This window comes from Camelimonas sp. FR25, from assembly GCF_059740505.1.
The window spans coordinates 38,027-58,631 of the sequence record NZ_JCAWFG010000035.1; the positions used below are offsets into that span (position 1 = coordinate 38,027).

Below are 20,605 nucleotides of genomic sequence, written 5' to 3' on the forward strand. Positions count from 1 at the left end.
CCAGGCGCAGCCCTCCGGACGCAGGGACCGGGCGGCGCGCCGATCAGGATCAAGCGGTTATTCGCGCCAGCGCGAAGGGGGCCGCCCGCATAAGGCTAACGCAGACGATGGGCAAGGTTACCGGCTTTCTCGAAATCGACCGGCAGGACCGCAAGTACCGGCCTGCCTCCGATCGTATCCGCCACTACAATGAGTTCATCATTCCGCTGGGCGAGCAGGGCATCCGTGACCAGGCGGCGCGCTGCATGGATTGCGGCATCCCGTTCTGTCACAACGGCTGCCCGGTCAATAACCAGATCCCGGACTGGAACGACCTCGTCTACAATGACAGCTGGGAAGAGGCGCTGCGCAACCTGCACAGCACCAACAATTTCCCGGAGTTCACCGGCCGCATTTGCCCCGCCCCCTGCGAAGCCTCGTGCACGCTGAACCTCATCGACGCCCCGGTGAACATCAAGTCGATCGAATGCGCCATTGTTGATCGCGGCTGGCAGAAGGGTCTGATCCATCCCGCCCCCGCCGCGAAGAAGACTGGCAAGCGTATCGCCGTGATTGGCGCAGGTCCGGCCGGCATGGCCGCCGCCCAGCAGCTGGCCCGCGCCGGCCATGATGTGCATCTGTTCGAAAAGAACGCCCGCGCCGGCGGCCTGCTGCGCTATGGCATTCCTGACTTCAAGATGGAGAAGCATCTGATCGACCGCCGCGTCGCCCAGATGGAAGCCGAAGGCGTGACCTTCCACTATGGCGTCAATATAGGCGTCGACGTGCAGATGGACGACATCGTCAACGGCCATGACGCCGTGCTGCTGACCGGCGGCGCGGAGAAGCCGCGCGACCTGCCGATCCCCGGTCGTGACCTCGCTGGCGTGCATTTCGCCATGGAGTTCCTGCCGCAGCAGAACCGCCGCGTTTCGGGCGAGAACAGCGGCGCAAAGCCAATCCTCGCCACCGGCAAGCATGTGGTGGTGATCGGCGGCGGCGACACCGGCTCCGACTGCATCGGCACCTCGGTGCGCCAGGGCGCCCTGTCGGTGACGCAGCTGGAAATCATGCCGCAGCCGCCGGTGAAGGAAAACAAGCTGCTGACCTGGCCGGACTGGCCGCTGAAGCTGCGCACCTCCTCCAGCCATGAAGAGGGTTCGGAGCGCGAGTTCGCCGTCAACTCCACAGAGTTCGTCGGCAAGAATGGCGCGGTGAAGTCGGTGAAGTGCGTGCGCGTCGGCCCGGATTTCAAGGCCGTCGACGGCACGGACTTTGAGCTCAAGGCTGATCTGGTGCTGCTGGCCATGGGCTTCACCCAGCCGGTGCACGAGGGCATGCTCGACAGCCTCGGCGTCGATTTCGACCCCCGCGGCAATGTCGCGGCCAACACCTTTAGCTACAAGACCTCGAAAGAAAAGGTCTTTGCGGCGGGCGATATGCGTCGCGGCCAGTCGCTGGTGGTCTGGGCCATTCGTGAGGGCCGCCAGGCCGCCCGCTCGATCGATGAGTTCCTGATGGGCGCGAGCGACTTGCCGCGCTGATCCTGGTGCGCCTGGCACATGCGCGCGTCTGGTCGCCCTGAACAGGGCATCCAGGGCGCAGTGCATCGGGGCGCGTGAGATAGCCAACGCGATAAAGCTACGAAAGGCGCGGGCCTCCTCCGCGCCTTTTCTCGCGTCTGATGGCGCCCGGCCACGCGCATGGCGCATCGCCAAATGTTGCGCCGAGCGTCGGCATCGCGCCTTTCTGGCCGCGGAAGCGTCAGCAGTTTTGCGACCTGGTGTGGGCCTTGCCGGTCGAAACGGAGTTACTGGGCCTGGGACTGGGTCGCCTGCCGTCGTGGCCAGCGGAAATCATCGGCGCGCCCTTGCGGTGGTTGGGCGGCGGCATCCTGCTCGGCTGTCCCGGACTCACTGGCTGGCGCTGACGCCAGCGGCAGCAGATTGCCCTGGGCCTCGACCCACACCCGGTTAAGCGGCAACACCGGCCCGACCGGCGGCGGCGCAGGCCGGGCCGCCACCGCGGCGGGCGCGTCCCGTGGCGACTGCGGCCCCGGCAGGGCGAACGGATCCGCCACCGAGGGCAGCGCCGGGCGCTGTTCCATGCGCTGGTTCTGCAACCGGCGGATCTCGGTGGCGATGAAATGCGCCAGCTTGCGCGCCCCCGCCCGGGTCAGCGCGCCATCAGCGTCCTCGCGCAACCGCACCTGTTCGCCGGTCACCGATGGCCCGAAGGCGGCGAAACCGCCGCTGTCGCCGGCAAACGCCGCCCAGGCGTCGACATAGCCATCGCCCTGCTTCTGCGCCGCCGCCTTGAGCGCGGCGTTGAGCCGGGTGATCTGGTCGGCGCTGGCGGCGTTGACGGCCGGCGGCAGACCGACCCAGACAACGGCGCCGCCACGCTGGGCCGCGGCGGCGCTGACGCCATCCAGCAGCGTCTGCAGCTCCTGCGGGGCAAGCGCCATCCATGCCGGCCGCGCCTCAATCACCAGCATCGCCTCCCGCCCGGCCCGGGCCAACGGCGTCGGGAGCGGCGCCAGCAGGGCGGCGGCGCGGGCCTCGTCAACGGCGGGCGCGGCGGCGCGGCGCACCTCGACCGCAGGACGGCTGGCGAAAATCTCCTCCAGCCCCTCGGCGAGGCGTCCGCCTGCTGGCCATAGCAAGTAAACGAACTCGGTTTTCTCGACGACGGCGCGCGGCGCGGCCACGGGCGGCTTGCGTTGCACGCGCTTCGGCGGCGGGCGCTGCTGACGCTGCGGCGCGGGGCGATAACCTGGCTGGTATTGCGGGCGTTGTGGCGCGCCAAACAGGCTTTCGAAGAAGCCCCGCGGCGCCGGCTGGTACACCGGCGCGCGGCGGTAGCGCGGGTCCGGGGCGCCTTGCGGCGCCCGCCGCGCCCCGCTCGGCGCGCTGAACATTGGCCGGCGCAGATCATTGTCGAGGGCCAGCGCGGATGTCCCCAGCCATGACCAGGACAAGGGCCAGAATGCGCCTGCTGGCGTCGTCGCATCGCGCGGAGCTGGCGGGTTGGGCATCGGGGCAAGCCACAAGGCGCAGGCCAGCGCAATCATCTGCGCGCCCCGTCGCCAGCCAGATCGACGCGACGGCGACCGGGCGCCTGCTATTGGCGCTCTCTGCGACGGGTATGGCGCGGTGTCTCGCAAACCCTGCTCCCCTGGCGCCCCTCCGGCGCCGCGCCGCGCACATTTGTGATGCGGCCCATGCGAACGGCGTCGCGCGCTGCACAACCAGTATAGCTGGCCCGCCCGGTAGCGTCACGGCGCCGCCGCGCTGGCAATTTGGCGGGAGAAACCCGGCACCGCCACGCCTGCGTCACGGATTGGTCACACCTCATCTGACAATAGGCTGACAGGCGCCGCTGCGGTCTGTGCCTGTGCAGCCCGGCGCAACGCGAAACAAATACGCTGCGGCGCGCCACAGGCCGGTGCGTATCGCAAAAAGAGTGCTGCAATTCCCATAAGGCCGTTGCTAAGCTGACATTGGTCACAACCGGCCCCGTCACCATGACATCCCAGGGACGTAACCAGGATTTTTCATGCCTAAACCGATCCGCAAAGCCGTGTTCCCGGTCGCTGGCCTCGGCACCCGCTTCCTCCCCGCCACCAAGGCAATGCCCAAGGAGATGCTGACTGTCGTGGATCGACCGGTGATCCAGCACGCCGTGGACGAGGCGCGCGCCGCTGGCATCGAGCATTTCATCTTCGTCACCGGCCGCAACAAGGGCGTGATCGAGGATCATTTCGACAACCAGTTTGAGCTGGAGCGCACCCTGGCCGAACGCGGCAAGGTGAAGGAGCTGGAGCAATTGCTGGCGGAACTGCCAGGCGCCGGCCAGACCAGCTTCACCCGCCAGCAGGCCCCGCTCGGCCTTGGCCATGCGGTGTGGTGCGCCCGCGAGATCGTCGGCGACGAACCCTTCGCGCTGGTGCTCCCTGACATGCTGCACTTTGGCGACACCGCCTGCCTCGCCGACATGCGCGCCGCCTATGACAAGGTCGGCGGCAACATCATCTCGGTCTATGAGGTGCCGGAAGACCAGGCCAATCAATATGGCATCGTCGGCGTTGAGCCGGAGCGCGACGGCGTCTATCCGATCACCCAGATGGTCGAGAAGCCGAAGGCCGGCACGCAGCCGTCGAACCTCGCCATTTCGGGCCGCTACATCCTGCAGCCGGAGATTTTTGACCTGCTCGCCAAGCAGGAGCGCGGGGCGGGCGGCGAGATCCAGCTGACCGACAGCATGATCCAGCTGTCGAAGAACGATGCGTTCTACGCCACCCGTTTCGACGGCGAGATCCACGATTGCGGCTCCAAGCTCGGCTTCCTGATGGCCAATGTCTCCTACGCCTTGTCGCGCAAGGATCTGGGCGAACAGTTCCGGGCCGAGTTGACCCAGTTGCTGGCCAAACGCTGAGCGACGGTTACATCAGGCGGCCGCTGCGGCTGACCACCCATTGCGCCAACGCATGGCCTCAGGCCTGAGGCGCGGCTGCCGCTTGTGACCCGCTCTTCAATGTCGCCGTCGCTTCTCCAGGGAGCGGCGGCGTTTGCGTCCAGGGGCCGGTGAGACTATTTAGGGGCGGCCGCGCCAGCCGCACGGGCGACGATGGCCACAGGGACCTGCGCCACTTACCGGCGCCAGAGCAGACCGAGACAGACGAGCCCCATGACCGCCACGACCCCGACGACCCCGTCCCCAGCCGCCCAGGGCCCCGATACGCGGGCCGAACAGCAGGCCGGGTTTGGGGCCGACGCCGCCGACGGCGCGATCGCCTCCGCCCTGCGCACCGTGGCGACGGAGTGGGCTGGCCTCGATGCGCTGGCTGAGGCCTTCGCCAATGGGTTGGGGGCGCCGTTTGCTGCGGCGGTGGCCTTGATCAGCGCCAGCCGTGGCCGGCTGATTATCACCGGCATGGGCAAATCTGGCCATGTCGGGCGCAAGATCGCCGCCACCATGGCCTCCACCGGCACCCCGGCCTATTTCGTCCACCCGGCTGAGGCCAGCCACGGCGATCTCGGCATGATCCAGCCCGATGACGTGATTCTGGCCATGTCCTGGTCTGGCGAGACTACCGAGCTGTCTGACATCATCGCCTATTCGCGCCGGTTCCGTATTCCGCTGATCGCCCTGACCTCGCGGGCTGGCTCGACGCTGGGCGGCCAGGCCGATGTGGCGTTGGCCCTTCCGGTGGTCGAGGAAGCCTGCCCGAATGGCATGGCCCCGACGTCGTCGACCACGCTGCAGATGGTGGTGGGCGACGCCCTGGCCATCGCCCTGCTCGAGAGCCGCAGCTTCTCCCGCCAGGATTTCCGCGTCTTCCATCCCGGCGGCAAGCTGGGCGCCCAGCTCCGGCATGTGCGCGAGATCATGCATACCGGCGCGCTGCTGCCGGTGATCCGCGACGACGCGCTGATGAACGACGCTATCGCCGAAATCTCCAGCAAGGGCTTTGGCTGTGTGCTGGTGGAGAATGCGGCGGGCAAGCTGGCCGGCATTATCACTGACGGCGATCTGCGCCGGCATTTCCGCCCGGATATCGGCCTTACGCCGGTCACCCAGGTGATGTCGCGCAATCCGCGCACGGTCTCGCCGGACACGCTGCTGGCCAGCGCGCTTGAGTTGCAGGAACGCAGCAAGGTGACGGCGCTGGTGGTGGTGGAAGACGGCGCCATCGCCGGCCTGGTGCATTACCTCGATCTGCTGCGCGCTGGCGCCGCCTGAGGCGGCGAGGCCACGCCGTGGCCGTCGGCGTAACAACCCTTGGCGCCCATCTGGCGCTTTTCACTCAGCGTTCGGCCCCCACCATGAAACTGGGAATTGCGCCGGTCCTGAGTGACCGGACCGTGCCCTAGCGCTGCTCGGCGGACGGCTCCGCCGCATGCTCCGCGGGCGTCACGGCGAAGCCGATGCCCTGCACGGCGGTCAGCCGCACCACCGCGCCCTGGGGGGCGTCGGCCCCATAGACCCGCCACACCGTGTCATCGATCCGCACCGCGCCCTGGCCATTGGCGATCGGCTCATGCAGTGGCGCCACCCGCCCGAGCAGGGCGCTGGCGCGGCGATTGAGCACCACGGCCTGGGCGTCATCGCGCTCGAAGGCGGTGCGCGTCAGCCAGCGCCCGACCAGCACGGTGACGATGCTGAAGCCGCAGAACGCCACCAGCGCCACCTCCCAGCTGAGGTCGAGCCAGGCTGACAGGCCGCCCGCCAGCAGGGCGGCGAGGCCAAACCACAGCAGATAAACGCCAGGCGACAGCACCTCGAGGCCCATCAGCACGAGGCCGCCGATCAGCAGCACCCAGCTCGTCTGTAATCCGCCCATCCAGATGCTCCATCCTTGAGCCAGACGCCCTCGCCCAGGCGCCGCTGTTGCGCTGAACCTCACCCGCCATGACCAGCCAGACGCCTGAACATCATACCAGAACCCGATGAGCGTGAATCATCGGGTTCTGGCCAAGCCCGTGCGGCGCCTGAGCATTGCAGGATGCGGATGCGTCAGCATCTTCGCATCCTGGTATCAGACGTGTGGCGTGGTCACCGGATTGCGACGCGGCGCCGGGTTCGGGCCGCTGTCGCCAAACGCCTGCTTCGAGATTTCGGCGATGCCGGCCACGGCGCCGATCAGCCCGGCGGAATCATAGGGCGTGACAATGATCTTCTGGTTTGGCGACTGGGCCAGCACCTTGAACGCCTCGATGTATTTTTCAGCGACGAGGAAGTTGACGGCCGCCGGGTCGCCGGAGGCGATGGCGGCGGAGACCATGCTGGTGGCCCTGGCCTCGGCCTCGGCCTGGCGTTCGCGGGCCTCGGCGTCACGGAAAGCGGCCTCGCGGCGGCCTTCGGAGGCGAGGATTTCCGCCTGCTTTTCACCCTCGGCGCGCAGGATCGCCGCCTGACGCAGGCCTTCGGCCTCCAGGATATTGGCGCGCTTTTCACGCTCCGCCCGCATCTGCCGGGTCATGGCGTCGGCGATCGACGGCGGCGGCTGGATGTCCTTGATCTCGATGCGCGTGACCTTGACGCCCCATGGCGCGGCGGCCTGATCCATCACCCTGAGCAGCCGCTCATTGATCTCGTCGCGATGCGACAGCAATTCGTCGAGGTCCATCGAGCCCACAACCGTGCGGATATTGGTCATGGTCAGCGTCAGCAAGGCGACGGGCAGGTTCGACACCTCATAGGCGGCGCGCGGCGCGTCCAGCACCTGGAAAAACGCCACCGCATCAATGCTGACGCCGGCGTTGTCGCGGGTGATGGCCTCCTGGCCTGGAATGTCCAGCACCTGCTCCATCATGTTCATGCGATGGCCGATGCGCTCGACGAAGGGCACGATCAGGCCGAGGCCTGGCCCGAGCGTGCGCGCATAGCGACCGAAGCGCTCGACCGTATAGGCATAACCCTGCGGCACCGTGCGAACGCCGGCGATGATGGTGAGGATCACCACCGCCACCAGCACGATGATGAAGATGTTGACGCCGGACAGCATCAGATCGGTACCCATTTGCGCTCCCGCTTTTCTCTCTGCCGCGACGCCGCGCGCCTCGCCATGGCTGCGGCTGACCGTAACACACATCCTGTCGTCGCCGCCCGACGCCACAGCGGCAGCCCGCGACGCCCGACCTGCAGAGACGCACGGCCTGTAGAGACGCACGGGCGCCGCCATGCGCCGCTCTCAAAGCCGCGCAGCGCGACGATCAGACCGCCTGTGCTTGCCCGCCACGACGCCGCGCTGCAACCACGCGGGGCGGGACGCCAGGGGATTTTAGCTCAAGATGTTGTGATATTGCATAAGCTTAAGTGTGCGCCGATCCCCGAACGGCGATATCGCGGCGGCTGGCGGGCGCAGGTGGCGCAGGCAGAAGTGGCGCAGTGAAAACTGGCGCAGGCTGGGCGGCGCCCGATGGAGCCAATTCAGGACGGCGCGGCGCGCAGACATGGCTACCGCAAGAGCGGCGGAAAGCAGGACGCAGGCACGGAGCAAGCGGCAGGCGTCGCCTGGCGCGGCGAAGGCACAAAGCCAGACCACCCGACGTCGCCAGACGCCGGGTGGCCGATAATTCGTCAATCAATGAACCGGATCACGCTGACAGTGGCGTCGTGAGGCCAGCGTCTCAGATCCAGCCCTGCAACTCGCGCAGCACAATCTTTTGCAGCATCTCGCCGTTCTCGGCGGTATCGTTGAGGCAGGGAATGGCGGCGTAATGCTCACCGCCGTGCTCGTGGAAATATTCGGCGTTCTCAACGCCGATCTCCTCAAGCGTCTCAAGGCAATCGGCGGAGAAGCCCGGCGTCACCACGGCGAGGCGCTTCACGCCGCTTTTGGCCATCTCGATGATGGTTTCGTCGGTGTAGGGGCGCAGCCATTCGTCCTTGCCGAACAGCGACTGGAAGCTCATGCGGAAGCGCTCTTCCGGCAGACCCATGGCCTCGCGCATCAGCCGCCAGGTGGCGTGGCACTGGCAATAATAGGGGTCGCCCTTGAGCAGATATTCCTTGGGCATGCCGTGGAATGAGGTGAGGATCACCTCCGGCTCGAAATCGAGCTGCGCCAGATGGCCCTTCAGCGACGTGGTCACCGCCTCAATATAGGCCGGGTCGTTGTAATAGGGCGAAACCGAGCGAATGGTCGGCTGCCAGCGCATTTTCATCAGCGCGCGAAACGCCTGGTCCATGGCGGTCGCCGTGGTGGCGGCGGCGTATTGCGGATAGAGCGGCACCATCAGGATTCGGTCGCAGCCCTGCTGCTGCAGCGCCTTCACCCGGTCCTCGACGGATGGCAGGCCATAGCGCATGGCCCAGTCGACGACGATGCGCTCATCGACCTTGCCCAGCATCTCTGCCAGTTGCTCGGTCTGGGCGCGGGTGATGGTCTTGAGCGGGCTCTCGTTGCGCTCATGGTTCCAAATCGAGGCGTAATCCTTGCCCTTGGCGGACGGACGCTTGGTCAGGATCACCAGATTGAGCAGCGGCCACCAGATCAGGCGCGGGACCTCAATCACCCGGCGGTCGGACAGAAACTCCTTGAGGTAACGGCGCATCGACCAATAGTCCGTGCCCTCCGGCGTACCCAGATTCATCAACAGCACGCCAATGCGGCCGCTGTTGACGCGCGGATGGTCCGGAGGCAGGTGCGACGCGCCGTTGTGGAGAGCGTTCGCGGAGGTCGCGCGGGTCATCGGCATCCCTGTTCCCCGTTCCGGATGATGCGGAACGGCTGTTGGCGCCGCGCCTGGCCGCAGGGGCCAGACGCGGACGGCTTCTCCCGTAACGCATAAAGCGACGGGTTGGATCATTGTGCGGCGCCGTGCGCCTGCGTTGGCTGGGCGTGCCGTGCGCAAGTCCTGCGGCGCGCAAGGCCCTGCGGCGGCGTCAACATAAAACCAGAGGCTGCGTGCGCTGCTGCCGGCCTGGCCGCGCGTCCGCCGCACGCGCCTGTGCTATGAAAGGCTCATACCTCAATCGGGGGCAATGGGGGAGCAAGCATGGGTGAGATAACGCGTCGCGGCGCCATAGGCGCGCTGGCCGCGCCGATCGCGGTGAGCGCAAGCGGGGCAGGCGCAGCGCCGGAGCGCCAGGACGACGCCAGCGCCAGCAGCAAGCCCGCTTTCAGCTTTGTGCTGGTCAACGACATCTACCAGATGAACGCCCAGGACGGACGCGGCGGCTATGGCCGGCTGGCCGCCGTGGTCAACGCCGAACGGGCCAGGGGCACGCCGATGCTGTTCGTGCATGCCGGCGACGCCTTCTCGCCCTCGCTGTATTCGGGCTTCGATCAGGGCGCCCATGTGGTGGCGCTGACCAATATGCTGGCGCCCGATGCCTTCGTGCCTGGCAACCACGAGTTCGATTTCGGCCCGAAGGTCTACGCCCAGCGCGTCAGCGAGGCGCGCTTTCCGTTCTTTGCCGCCAATATGCGCGATGCGGCGGGGCAGCCCCTGCCAGGGCACAGCGACCGCAAGATTTTCGAGCTTGGCGGCTACAAGGTCGGGCTGACCGGCGTCACCCTGTCGGACATTCCCATGCAATCCAACGCTGGCGACCTGCGCTTCGCCCCGGTGATGCAGACGCTGGCCGAACAGACGGCGCTGCTGCGCAAGGAAGGGGCGGAATTCATCGTCGCCCTCACCCATACCGATCGTGAGACCGACTTCCAGATCATCCGCTCTGGCCTCGTGGACCTGCTGCTGACCGGGCACATCCATGATCTGTTCATCTATTGGGACGAGCGCACCGCGGCGGTGGAATCGAGCCACGACGCCAATTACGTCACCGCTGTCGACATTTATGTGCAGAAGAGTCCGGCGGGCGACGGCGCGGCGAAACTGCGCTGGAGCCCGGATTTCCGCATCCATGACACGCTGCGCGTCGCGCCCGACGCGCAGATGCAGGCCAAAATCGACGCGCTGGAGAATGACCTCTCCAAATCCCTCGACGTCAAGCTGGCGCTGATCACGGCGGAGATGGACACCCGCGCCGCCTCCGTCCGCTACCGCGAGGCCACCGGCGGCAATCTGATCGCCGACGCCATTCGCGACAGCTCAGGCGCCGATGTCGCCATCGTCAATGGCGGCTCGATCCGTGGCAATCGCGTCTATGCGCCGGGCACGCGCCTGAGCCGCCGCGACGTGCTGGCCGAGCTGCCGTTTGGCAACAAGACCGTGGTGGTCAAGGCCAGCGGCGCCGTGCTGAAGCAGGCGCTGGAAAATGGCTTTTCGCGGCTCGATTCACGCGCGGGCCGCTTCCCGCAGGTGTCGGGGTTGCGGGTCGCCGCCAATTACAGCCGCCCGGCGGGCGATCGCATCACCAGTCTCAGCGTCGGCGACCGCCCTGTTGATCCGCTCGCCACCTATACGGTGGCGATCAATGACTACATGCTGCGCGGCGGTGATGGCTACGGCATGCTCGGCAATGGCCGCGACAGCGCCGACGCCGGCAACCGCCTGCTGGCCAATGACGTGATGAGCTGGCTGCGCGGCAAGGCGGAAGTGACGCCGCGTCTCGATGGCCGAATCCGCGTCGGGAGCTGATGCCAGAACCCGATGAGCATGGCGCATCGGCCTCTGGTTAATCCCCTGCGGCGCGTGAACATGTCAGGATGCGGATACGTCAGCATCGTCGCATCGCGATATGGATGGTCCGGCGGATGGGGGCGGTGAAGTTTCGGCGCGGGCGTGGTTCAACGCGCTGTCGCCGTGGCGTATAGCTGCGCCATGCGTAATCCATCCCCCGCCTCCCCTGCTGCAGCCGTCGCGGCGACCGGCGCAGAGCCAAAAGACTATCAGCAGGCTGTCGCCCGCTTCATGGCGCACGACAGCGCCGGCGGCTGGGCGGAATTGCCGTTTTTCCGTTCTGGCGCCGCCAGCGCCGTGGCGGCCCGGGTCGATGCGCGGCGGAAGGCTGGCGCACAGGTTTTGCCGCCGCCGGCCGACGTGCTGACCGCGCTGCGCCTGACCCAGCGTGAGGCGGTGCGGGTGGTCATTCTCGGCCAGGACCCCTACCCCACCCCGGGCGACGCCCATGGCCTCGCCTTCTCCGTCAATCCGCACGTGCCGCCGCCGCGCTCACTGAAGAATATCTTTCGCGAGCTGAGCGACGATCTCGGCGTGCCGCCGCCGTCGGGCGGTGATCTGCGCGGCTGGGCGCGACAGGGCGTGCTGCTGCTCAATGCGGCGCTCAGTGTCGAGGCAGGCGCCGCCGCCGCCCATCGCGGCTGGGGCTGGGAACAGCTGGCCCATGACGTGGTGGCGGCGCTGGCCAGTGGCCCCAGGCCGGTGGTGTTCGTGCTGTGGGGCGCGGACGCCCGCAAATTCGCCGGCGAGATCACGGCGCGCGATCGCGCAGGCCGCCATCTGATCATTGAAAGCCCGCATCCATCGCCGCTGTCGGCCCGGCGCGGGTTCTTTGGCTCGAGGCCGTTTTCCCGCGCCAACGGGTTTCTTGCCGCCCACGGCGTCACGCCGGTGGACTGGAGCGCCGCCGCCGCTTCCTGATGCGGCGCGCCCCCGCGCAACGTGGACGCTGAGGGGGCGCAGGCGCCTTATGGGTTAACCGACGGGGCGTTCGTCGGCGATCACCTTGCCATCATTGGGCAGGGACCCTGGCGCCACCAGCGTCACCGCGCCCTTCAGCTTGGTCAGGGCCTGCAGCGTCTGCTGCACCGCCTCGCGCAGCGCCTCGGATTGCTGCGCCGCCTCGGCCTGCAATTCCATGGCGTCATTCTCATTGCGCCGGGTGACCACGAGGCGCAGCCGCGTCAGCTCGGGGTGGCGTTTGCCGATGTCGGCGATCTGCTCGGGGCGCACGAACATGCCCTTGACCTTGGCGGTCTGGTCGGCGCGGCCCAGCCAGCCGCGGATGCGCGGCGCGGTGCGGCCGCAGGGTGAGACGCCGGGCATCAGCGCCGTCAGATCGCCCAGCGCCAGGCGGATCACCGGATGCACCGGATCAAGCGTGGTGACCACCACCTCGCCGACCTCGCCGTCCGCCACCGGATCGCCTGTGCCAGGCCTGACAATCTCGACGATGATATGCTCATTGAGCACCATCCCGTCCCGCGCCGCGGTTTCATAGGCCACCGTGCCGACATCCGCCGTGCCATAGGACTGATAGGCCTCGATGCGCCGGGCGAAGAACGCCTCCTGCAGTGATTTGGGGAAGGCCGCGCCGCTCACCGTCGCCTTGCGGATGCTGGACAGATCGTGGCCATCCCGGTCCGCCGTCGCCAGCAGGATGTTGAGAAAGTCCGGCGTGCCGGCATAGGCGACCGGCCGGAACGCCCGGATCACCTCAAACTGCTGCTCGGTATTGCCTGGCCCCGCCGGGATCACCGGGCAGCCAAGCGCCCTTGCGCCGTGATCCATCATGAAGCCGCCGGGCGTCAGGTGGTAGGCGAAGGTGTTGAGCACCACATCGCCCGCGCGGATGCCGGCGGCGAACAGGGCGCGGGCCGTGCCCCACGGGTCGGCGCCACGCCCCTCGCCCTCAAAGATCGGCCCTGGCGACGTGAACAGGCGACCAAAATGGCTGAGGTCGGAGGGGCCGAAACCGCCAAAGGGCGGCGTCTCGCGGTGCTGGGCCGGCAGCACCGATTTGCGCAACACCGGCAGGCGCGCAAGGCTGGCCCGATCGGTGACCGCCATCGGGTCGACCCCGGCCAGATGCGCCGCCCACCCGGGATAACGCTGGGCCGCCGCCACCGCCCCAGGCAGGCGCTGCATCAGATCGGCCTCGCGCTCATCGACGCTGCGCAGCTCCAGCTGGTCGAGATGCCCGCGCGCCTGGGCCTCCTGCGTCGGAAGATCCCTGGCCTGCACGTCTGTTCGCCCGCTCATGACCTGTCCTCCCCTGGCGTCATTGTCGGCGACCGCTGTTGCCTTTGACCTATGGCCGTTGCGGCGCTTTGCTGCTGGCAGTCTGGCCGGGGCGATGGATGGCGCGCAAGCGAAGATTGGCGCAGGCCCGCCAGGCCATTGGGCCCAAGGCCCGCCAGGCAATTGGACCAATGCATCGTGACGGGCGCAGCGCCAGAGACTGACGAGGCCGCGTGATGGCGCGGCGGCTAGCGCCGCGCCAGGGGGGCAGGCGTCGTTGTCCCGATCAGAAATCGCGCTGGATGCGCAGTTTGCCCGACCAGCCCTGGTCGCGGTTTGCCGTGGCGTAAGCGATATCCAGCTGTTTGCCCCTGGGGCGCAGATTGCGCATCTGCGTCCAGGCGACCTCGCCGCTGACGCTGAGATCCTTGACTGGCATCCAGTCCAGCCGTGTGCCGAAGGCGACGGTTTCATTGTCCTGCAGGGGGAGACTGACGCCGCCGGGGCTGCCCGCGCCAGCGATGTCGCCACGGCCATAGCTGATGCGCGACATGCCGGCGAAGATGCTCTGCGACAGGTCGGGCCGCCAGTAATGCTGCAGCGCCGCCAGCGCCGACCAGCTTTCCGACAGGCGCAGACGGCCCTGCGGGTCGATATACGCTTCGGCGTTGACGGCGGTGATTTTGCCGCTGGGTCCACCGGTGAGATTGTCAAAGCCGATGGCCGAGCCCGCGCCGGTATAGGCCAGCGCCCCGCGTCCCCAGGCGCCTTGCAGCCACAGGCTGTCGCCCTGGCCGAGCATGGGCAGATTGACCTTGACGCCGACCTGGATGGCGCCGCCGGTTTCGGCTGGAGGCCGTCGCGCCACGCTCGCCGCGCCACCGCGCAGCAGGCCGCCCACGCCGATCCGCCGCAGCACCCCCGACAGTTGCGCGGCGCCCCAGGGCTGATCAATGCGCAAAGCGGCGACAAGATCTGGCGCCGTCACCGGCTGCCGCATGTCCACCCAGCCGTAGCGTCGCTGGCCCGCCGCATCGAGCTCTCCCGGAACCAGCCCCACAGGCGTCTGGCCTGGCCGCCAGTCGCCAGGCTGATAGACCCCATCGGGACCAAGGATGCCGGAATAGACCAGCGGCGTCCGCCGGCCGATCGGACTTTCCGCCGACAGAGTCAGTTGCACGCCCTTGCCGAGGGCGAAGGTCCACGCCAGCAAATCGACCGGGGCCGGGTCGGACACCGGCGTTGCGCCGATCATCTCCAGCTCATGGGCGTAGAAATCAAAGAACGAGGTCGCGCGGCCCGCAGTGAGCCCACCGAACTGGATGAAGGCGCGGTCGAGCTCTACGCCCTTCTGCGCCCGGCCCTCGGTGTCGACGCCGGTGGCGCCGAAGCCGCCCGCCAGCCGCGACTTGCCGCCAGACACACTGGAACCAGTGAGGCTGCCCAATTGCAGCCGGATAAAGCTGCGCAGGACGCCCCAATCGGTCCGGGTGCGCGCGTCAGCGCTGAGCCGGCCAATCACCGCGGTCCCATAGCGATTGGCGCTGCCGCCGCGCTGCGGCCCGGAGGCGCTGGCGTCGAGACGCGCCATGCCGCCCAGACGCAGGCACGTTTGCGTGCCAGGGATGGTGAAGAAACCTTCGCCATATTGGTTGGCGGCGTAAACCGCAGCAGGCGCTGGGGTTTGCGACGCCGGCAGCGCGTCTGCCTGCGCCGGCCCGACGACGCTTGCGACAGCAACCATTGCGCCAATCATCGTCCCGCCGATCACCGTCGCGCCACGGACGATCGCGTCCACGCGGCGCACGCCCGCCCCGTTTGCGTAACGGAGCCACACGGCTACAACACCCCTGCGGGCGCAATTTTTATTCAAAACAATCATTTTTCAATACACGCTTAAATGAAAATTGAATTCGAATGAATTATCGAAAAATAATCTCAGCCCAATTGCAACATATACACGAAGAGTACATGCATTACCTGCTGACAACAGCTCACGAAGAGGGACATCACGTGTGCGGCCTGGCGCAACAGGGCAAAAAAAAGACCGGCGCTGGGCGCCGGTCCAGAGATAACGACATGCGCCAGCGAGGGCGGATGCGTTGATTGCTGCGTGGCATCGCCGCCGCTGAACAGGGTCAGCTGACCCGGATCAGCCAGCAGCTTGCGGCGCGCTGGCCAGGTTAATGCCGGGATGCGAAGATGCTGACGCATCCGCATCCTGAAATGCTCAGGCGCCGCGCGGGCTTAGCCAAAACCCGATCTATCACGCTCATCGGGTTCTGGTATTAGCGGGACAGCAGCTCCTTCTCACGCACCCAGGTCTTGCCGTCGAACTCGGCCAGATAGAAAGTGCGCACGGTCTCGTAATCGTCCGGGCTGATCTCGAACTTGACCCCTGGCAGGAAGTGGGCCGGCGCATAGCCGCTCATGCCCATCAGCTGCTTCATCAGGTTTTCGCGGGTGAGATTGTCGCCAGACCGCTTGAGCAGCTCTTCCAGCATGCGGGCGCCGCTCCACGCCATGAAGCCCACCGCGTCGCCCTTGTCGACGGTCGGCGCATTCTTCTCGCGGAACGCCTGATATTCCTTGACTAGCGGATCATCGACCCATTCAGCGTCGCTCTGCTGGCGCACATAGACCAGCGAACGCAGGCCCTTGGCGTTGTCGAAGCCGGCGGCGGCCAGCAGCGGGCGGCTGGTGGAGACGCCGATCAGATAGTGCAGCGGCTTCCAGCCCAGCTCATTGACCTTGCGCAGCGACTGCGACACGAATTTGCCGACCGTGACGTTGTAGAACACGTCTGCGCCAGAATTGGCCAGCTTGACCAGCTGCGAGTCGATGGTCGGATCGGTGATGTCGTAGGACGCTTCGGCGACCACGAGGTTCTTGGCCTTGTCGCCCAGCGCCTTCTTGAAGTCGGCGACATATTCGCGACCCAGATCGTCGTTCTGGAACAGGATGGCGACCTTGGCGTCTGGCTTGTGCTTGACCAGCCAATGGCCGAAGGCGCGCGCCTCGGTCGAATACAGGCCGAGCGCCGAGACGGTGAGCGGGAACTTCTTCGGCTCGTTCCAGTGCGGCGAGCCGGTCGCCACCATCAGCTGCGGCACCTTCTTGGAATTCAGATATTTCTGGACGGCGATCTGCGGACCGGTGCCCATGGAGTACCAGGTGGCCAGCACGCCGTCGCTCTCGACCAGGCGGCGGGTCGCCTCCACGGTCTTCGGCGGGCTGTAGGCGTCGTCGAGCGAGATGAACTTGACCTTGCGCCCGTTGATGCCGCCGCGCTTGTTCAGCTCTTCGAAATAGGGAACCTGGATACGGCCGATGGTGCCGCCATAAGAGGCCGGGCCACTATAGGGCACCGTCTGGCCGATGCGGATCTCCGTATCGGACGCGCCCTGGTCGTATTTCTTCTCTGCAGCGAAAGCAGTTGCGCTGGCCAACAGGGTCGCAACGGCGACGCCAGCCCCAATCAAGGACTTCATGATACCTCCCATGCGGCCGCCGCTATTTGGCGGTCTGGCCTGTTTTGTTCTTATCACCCGATATTCACAGGTGTAAACGACAACGATGCGGCAGTGTTCGCCGCAGACCTGGGCCAGCGCAGCGGCAGCGCGCGCGCGCGTGGCTGCTTCAGCGGCTGGCGGAAGAGCGGATTGCGCCTGATCGCGCCATTTACCTGCTGATTTTCACCGCATCACCGGCCCTGCCCGCCCCTGTAGCCCAGGTCACGCCTTCGCCCCGGCGTGGAAAATCGCCAGGCGCCGGCCATGACTGACCAAGGAAACGATTTCGAACGGTTGCAAAGGGCACTACAACACTTGCCGGAGCGGCGCGGCACAGGCGCCGCAAGAAGAGCAAGACGAGGAAACACATGCTGCTGCCCATGGGCGATACGCCCCGCTGGTACGCCGACCGCAAGGGTCACGACACGCCAGCTGTCATCCACGGCGACGACATCCTGACCTGGGGCCAGCTGGAGCGCGGCGCCAACCGTCGCGCTCGCGCCTTCATGGCCATGGGCGTCAAGCCTGGCGACTTCGTCGCCGTCGGCCTGCCCAACAGCAACAGCTTCTACGAGAACACCTTCGCCATCTGGAAGTGCGGCGCGACGCCCTGCTCGCTGTCCTATCGTCTGCCACCGGGTGAAGCCGCCGCCATTCTGGAACTGCTGCGGCCGTCGCTGGTCATCGGCGGCGAGGCCAACTGGAATGCGCCCACCTCCGTGCCCGCCGACTTCATCCCGGAAGGCTTTGACGACGCGCCGGTGGATGCGCCAATCGCCCGCTACTGGAAGGCCATGACCTCTGGCGGCTCGACAGGCCGCCCCAAGGTGATCGTCGACCACATGCCGGCGGTGGTGGACACCGCCGTGTCAGGCGGGCTGGTGCCGCTCGACGCCAATATCCTCAATCCGGGCCCGCTGTATCACAACGCCCCATTCACCGCGACGCATCTGGGCCTGCTCGGCGGCGGCCTGCTGGTCGGCATGAAGAAATTCGACGCCGAGGAAGCGCTGCAACTGATCGAGCGGCACAGGATCCACTGGGTGAATTTCGTGCCGACCATGATGAGCCGCATCTGGACGCTGCCGGAGAGCGTGCGCAACGCTTACGACCTCTCCAGCCTGACCACGGTGTTCCACATGGCGGCGCCGATGCCGCAATGGCTGAAGCAGGCCTGGATCGACTGGCTGGGCGCCGAGCGGATTTTTGAGCTCTATGGCGGCACCGAGCGCCAGGCGGCGACGATTATTCCCGGCACGGAATGGGTGAAGCGCAAGGGCTCCGTCGGCAAGGTCGACGTCGGCGCCGCCAAGGTCGTCGGCGACGACGGTCGCGAACTGCCGCCTGGCGAGGTGGGTGAGATTTTCCTCAAGGCGGCTGACGGCCCTGGCACCACCTATCATTACATCGGCGCCGAAGCGAAGCGCGACGCCGATGGCTGGGAGTCGCTCGGCGACATCGGCTCTATGGATGAAGAGGGTTACATCTGGCTGGCCGATCGCCGCTCGGACATGATCCTGCGCGGCGGCGCCAATGTGTACCCTGCCGAGGTCGAGGCGGCGCTGATCGCCAATCCGGCGGTGCGCAGCTGCGCGGTGGTCGGTCTGCCTGACCCGGATCTCGGCGCCCGGATCCATGCCGTCATCGAGATCGATGAGGGTGAGGCGGCGGATGAGCTGCTGGCTGGCCTGCCAGCCTTCCTCGCCGAGCGGCTGAGCAAGCCCAAGCATCCGGAGAGCTACGAATTCACCACCCAGACCGTGCGCGATGACGCCGGCAAGGTGCGCCGCACCATGCTGCGCGACGAGCGCATCCGCTGGATGGACGAAGGCCGCGACTTCCGCATTCCGGCGCCGCGCGGCTGATGCACAAGGCGCGGGCGACAACGCCCGCGCCATCTGCGGCGACGCCTGAATCCGCCATCGGTTCGCCTGCGCTGGCGCGGCGAGACCGCCGCAACAGGCGCCCAGAGCCTTGCGGCATCGTTCGGCGACGTCATTGTGGCGACGCTATTCAGGCGTGTCTGCCCGCCGTCGAACACGGGCGTTTGGCCGACCACTGCCTGCCTCTGAACCTTCCAGAAAGCCTGTAAAGCCGCGCTGGCCAAAGGCCCGCGTCCACCGCCGTGCGCGCCTTGCCGGCGGCGGCGCGTGCGCGCGGCGCAGCCCTGCTGCAGCTAAAGAAGTATTGCGTCTGTGTTCGCCGCGATTTACCGAGCGGTATCCCATGAAACAGCTGAACAATGGTTTGCAGCGCAACTGTTTCACCTGACGTATAGACAGGCGTCGCCGCCAGCCGTGATGCATGCAGTGCCCCGCAATGCATCACGATTGGCTCACCGCCGGAGAAAACCCAGCGTGTCAACTTCAGCCCCCACCCCGTCCGCCAATTCGCCACGGCGCGTCCTCACCGCCTCTCTGGTCGGCACGACGATCGAGTTCTTCGATTTTTATGTCTACGCCACGGCAGCGGTGATCGTGTTCCCGAAGCTGTTCTTCCCGTCCAGCGATCCGACCAGCGCGTTGCTGCAGTCCTTCGCCACCTTCGCCATCGCCTTCTTCGCCCGGCCGATCGGCGCGGCGGTGTTTGGCCACTATGGCGACCGCGTGGGCCGCAAGGCGACGCTGGTGGCGGCGCTGATCCTGATGGGACTGTCGACCGTGCTGATCGGCCTGCTGCCAGGCTATGAGTCGATTGGCGTCATGGCGCCGCTGCTGCTGGCCCTGTGCCGGCTGGGCCAGGGCCTTGGCCTTGGCGGCGAGTGGGGCGGCGCGGTGCTGCTGGCCACGGAAAACGCCCCGCCCGGCAAGCAGGCCTGGTATGGCATGTTCCCGCAATTGGGCGCGCCCATTGGCTTTATTCTGGCCAATGGCTGCTTCCTCGCCATTGGCGCGGCGCTGACCGAAGAGCAGTTCTTCGCCTGGGGCTGGCGCGTGCCGTTCATTCTCAGCGCACTGCTCGTGATTGTCGGCCTGTATGTGCGACTGAAGATCACCGAAACCCCTGCCTTCCAGAAGACGCTCGACCGCAATGAGCGCGTGCGCGCGCCGGTGGTGAGCGTGTTCCGCGATTACCCGCTGCCGCTGCTGCTGGGCACCGTGGGCGCCATGGCCACCTTCGTGCTGTTCTATCTGATGACGGTGTTCAGCCTGAGCTGGGGCACCACGGCGCTGAAGATTCCGCGCAGCGAGTTCCTGCCGCTGCAGATGCTCGGCGTGGTGTTCTTCGGCCTGTTCATTCCGCTCTCGGCGATCTGGGCTGACCGTTGGGGCCGTCGGCCGATGCTGATCTGGACCTCCATCGCCATCGCCGCCTTCGGCTTCCTGATCGAGCCGATGTTCGGTTCAGGCAATCTGGTGATCATCGGCCTGTATCTGATCGTCGGCCTTGCGCTGATGGGCCTGACCTATGGCCCGATCGGCGCGGCGCTGGCAGAGCTGTTCCCCACCGAGGTGCGCTACACCGGCTCGTCGATGACCTTTAACCTCGGCGGCATTCTCGGCGCCTCGCTGGCGCCGTACATCGCCACCTGGCTGGCGACCAATTACGGCCTGTCCGCCGTCGGCTGGTATCTGACCATCGCCTCGCTGATCACGGCGCTCGCCCTGTGGGTGGCGCAGCGAAAGGTCGCCGACTACAGCCACACCATGGGTCGCGGCTGAGGCTGCGGGCCACGGCGGCGCCAGCGCGCTGGCGCCGCATGCTCCCTGACAAGCGTCACAACAGACAAGGGGGCCTTTCGGCCCCCTTGTCCTTGTTTACAGCCAGACATCCTTGTTT

15 protein-coding genes are annotated in these 20,605 nt (G+C 66.8%); 7 read left to right on the forward strand and 8 right to left on the reverse strand.

The features are described 5' to 3' along the window. Positions 1–107: 107 nt before the first annotated feature. Positions 108–1,523, forward strand: a complete 1,416-nt coding sequence (locus AC6A67_RS04295; protein WP_498035317.1) for a glutamate synthase subunit beta — start codon at positions 108–110, stop codon at positions 1,521–1,523. 266 nt (positions 1,524–1,789) lie between these two features. Here AC6A67_RS04295 and AC6A67_RS04300 read toward each other — a convergent pair whose 3' ends face one another. Beyond that, positions 1,790–2,959 (reverse strand): DUF459 domain-containing protein, encoded by a 1,170-nt coding sequence (locus tag AC6A67_RS04300; RefSeq protein ID WP_498035318.1) that lies wholly within the window; start codon positions 2,957–2,959, stop codon positions 1,790–1,792. 578 nt (positions 2,960–3,537) lie between these two features. On the opposite strand from AC6A67_RS04300, the gene AC6A67_RS04305 reads away from it, so the two are divergent. Then, the gene (locus tag AC6A67_RS04305; RefSeq protein ID WP_498035319.1) at positions 3,538–4,416 is read left to right on the forward strand and encodes a UTP--glucose-1-phosphate uridylyltransferase; all 879 of its coding nucleotides are present in this window, start codon (positions 3,538–3,540) and stop codon (positions 4,414–4,416) included. Positions 4,417–4,668: 252 nt separating this feature from the next. Further along, entirely contained in the window at positions 4,669–5,724 is a 1,056-nt protein-coding gene (locus AC6A67_RS04310; protein WP_498035320.1) for a KpsF/GutQ family sugar-phosphate isomerase, read from the forward strand. 127 nt (positions 5,725–5,851) lie between these two features. Here the strand turns inward: AC6A67_RS04310 and AC6A67_RS04315 are convergent, their stop codons facing one another. From AC6A67_RS04315 to hemH, 3 genes are all read right to left on the reverse strand, one after another. Further along, the gene (locus AC6A67_RS04315; RefSeq protein ID WP_498035321.1) at positions 5,852–6,325 is read right to left on the reverse strand and encodes an NfeD family protein; all 474 of its coding nucleotides are present in this window, start codon (positions 6,323–6,325) and stop codon (positions 5,852–5,854) included. A 195-nt stretch (positions 6,326–6,520) separates the two neighbouring features. Next, positions 6,521–7,504: an SPFH domain-containing protein gene (locus tag AC6A67_RS04320; RefSeq protein ID WP_498035322.1), complete on the reverse strand. Its 984-nt coding sequence runs from the start codon at positions 7,502–7,504 to the stop codon at positions 6,521–6,523. Between the two features lie 610 nt (positions 7,505–8,114). Then, complete coding sequence (hemH, locus tag AC6A67_RS04325) at positions 8,115–9,179, reverse strand: ferrochelatase (protein WP_498035364.1); 1,065 nt, start codon at positions 9,177–9,179, stop codon at positions 8,115–8,117. Positions 9,180–9,485: 306 nt separating this feature from the next. Between hemH and AC6A67_RS04330 the strand changes: the two genes are divergently transcribed. Together AC6A67_RS04330 and AC6A67_RS04335 are read left to right on the forward strand one after the other, a co-directional pair. Continuing rightward, positions 9,486–11,030, forward strand: a complete 1,545-nt coding sequence (locus AC6A67_RS04330; protein WP_498035323.1) for a bifunctional metallophosphatase/5'-nucleotidase — start codon at positions 9,486–9,488, stop codon at positions 11,028–11,030. A 273-nt stretch (positions 11,031–11,303) separates the two neighbouring features. Further along, the gene (locus AC6A67_RS04335) at positions 11,304–11,993 is read left to right on the forward strand and encodes a uracil-DNA glycosylase (protein WP_498035365.1); all 690 of its coding nucleotides are present in this window, start codon (positions 11,304–11,306) and stop codon (positions 11,991–11,993) included. Between the two features lie 54 nt (positions 11,994–12,047). Here the strand turns inward: AC6A67_RS04335 and AC6A67_RS04340 are convergent, their stop codons facing one another. The 4 genes from AC6A67_RS04340 to AC6A67_RS04355 form a co-directional block, all read right to left on the reverse strand. Further along, entirely contained in the window at positions 12,048–13,220 is a 1,173-nt protein-coding gene (locus AC6A67_RS04340; RefSeq protein ID WP_498035366.1) for a phenylacetate--CoA ligase family protein, read from the reverse strand. 379 nt (positions 13,221–13,599) lie between these two features. Next, positions 13,600–15,057 carry a porin gene (locus AC6A67_RS04345; RefSeq protein WP_498035324.1) on the reverse strand — a complete coding sequence of 486 codons (1,458 nt, stop codon included), beginning with the start codon at positions 15,055–15,057 and terminating at the stop codon, positions 13,600–13,602. 194 nt (positions 15,058–15,251) lie between these two features. Next, on the reverse strand, positions 15,252–15,527 hold the full coding sequence (locus tag AC6A67_RS04350; protein ID WP_498035325.1) for a hypothetical protein: 276 nt from the start codon (positions 15,525–15,527) through the stop codon (positions 15,252–15,254). Between the two features lie 74 nt (positions 15,528–15,601). Continuing rightward, entirely contained in the window at positions 15,602–16,804 is a 1,203-nt protein-coding gene (locus AC6A67_RS04355) for an ABC transporter substrate-binding protein (RefSeq protein WP_498035326.1), read from the reverse strand. 389 nt (positions 16,805–17,193) lie between these two features. Between AC6A67_RS04355 and AC6A67_RS04360 the strand changes: the two genes are divergently transcribed. Further along, on the forward strand, positions 17,194–18,690 hold the full coding sequence (locus AC6A67_RS04360) for an AMP-binding protein (protein WP_498035327.1): 1,497 nt from the start codon (positions 17,194–17,196) through the stop codon (positions 18,688–18,690). Between the two features lie 435 nt (positions 18,691–19,125). After that, positions 19,126–20,487 carry an MFS transporter gene (locus AC6A67_RS04365; protein ID WP_498035367.1) on the forward strand — a complete coding sequence of 454 codons (1,362 nt, stop codon included), beginning with the start codon at positions 19,126–19,128 and terminating at the stop codon, positions 20,485–20,487. The last annotated feature ends 118 nt before the right edge of the window (positions 20,488–20,605 follow it).

Bases quoted from the DNA above. Each gene is read 5' to 3' on its own strand.
- AC6A67_RS04295 (WP_498035317.1), top strand. From the start codon at position 108: ATGGGCAAGGTTACCGGCTTTCTCGAAATCGACCGGCAGGACCGCAAG.
- AC6A67_RS04305 (WP_498035319.1), top strand. From the start codon at position 3,538: ATGCCTAAACCGATCCGCAAAGCCGTGTTCCCGGTCGCTGGCCTCGGC.
- AC6A67_RS04310 (WP_498035320.1), top strand. From the start codon at position 4,669: ATGACCGCCACGACCCCGACGACCCCGTCCCCAGCCGCCCAGGGCCCC.
- AC6A67_RS04315 (WP_498035321.1), bottom strand. From the start codon at position 6,325: ATGGGCGGATTACAGACGAGCTGGGTGCTGCTGATCGGCGGCCTCGTG.
- AC6A67_RS04320 (WP_498035322.1), bottom strand. From the start codon at position 7,504: ATGGGTACCGATCTGATGCTGTCCGGCGTCAACATCTTCATCATCGTG.
- hemH (WP_498035364.1), bottom strand. From the start codon at position 9,179: ATGACCCGCGCGACCTCCGCGAACGCTCTCCACAACGGCGCGTCGCAC.
- AC6A67_RS04330 (WP_498035323.1), top strand. From the start codon at position 9,486: ATGGGTGAGATAACGCGTCGCGGCGCCATAGGCGCGCTGGCCGCGCCG.
- AC6A67_RS04335 (WP_498035365.1), top strand. From the start codon at position 11,304: ATGGCGCACGACAGCGCCGGCGGCTGGGCGGAATTGCCGTTTTTCCGT.
- AC6A67_RS04340 (WP_498035366.1), bottom strand. From the start codon at position 13,220: ATGCAGCGCCTGCCTGGGGCGGTGGCGGCGGCCCAGCGTTATCCCGGG.
- AC6A67_RS04345 (WP_498035324.1), bottom strand. From the start codon at position 15,057: ATGGTTGCTGTCGCAAGCGTCGTCGGGCCGGCGCAGGCAGACGCGCTG.
- AC6A67_RS04350 (WP_498035325.1), bottom strand. From the start codon at position 15,527: ATGCGTCAGCATCTTCGCATCCCGGCATTAACCTGGCCAGCGCGCCGC.
- AC6A67_RS04355 (WP_498035326.1), bottom strand. From the start codon at position 16,804: ATGAAGTCCTTGATTGGGGCTGGCGTCGCCGTTGCGACCCTGTTGGCC.
- AC6A67_RS04360 (WP_498035327.1), top strand. From the start codon at position 17,194: ATGCTGCTGCCCATGGGCGATACGCCCCGCTGGTACGCCGACCGCAAG.
- AC6A67_RS04365 (WP_498035367.1), top strand. From the start codon at position 19,126: ATGCATGCAGTGCCCCGCAATGCATCACGATTGGCTCACCGCCGGAGA.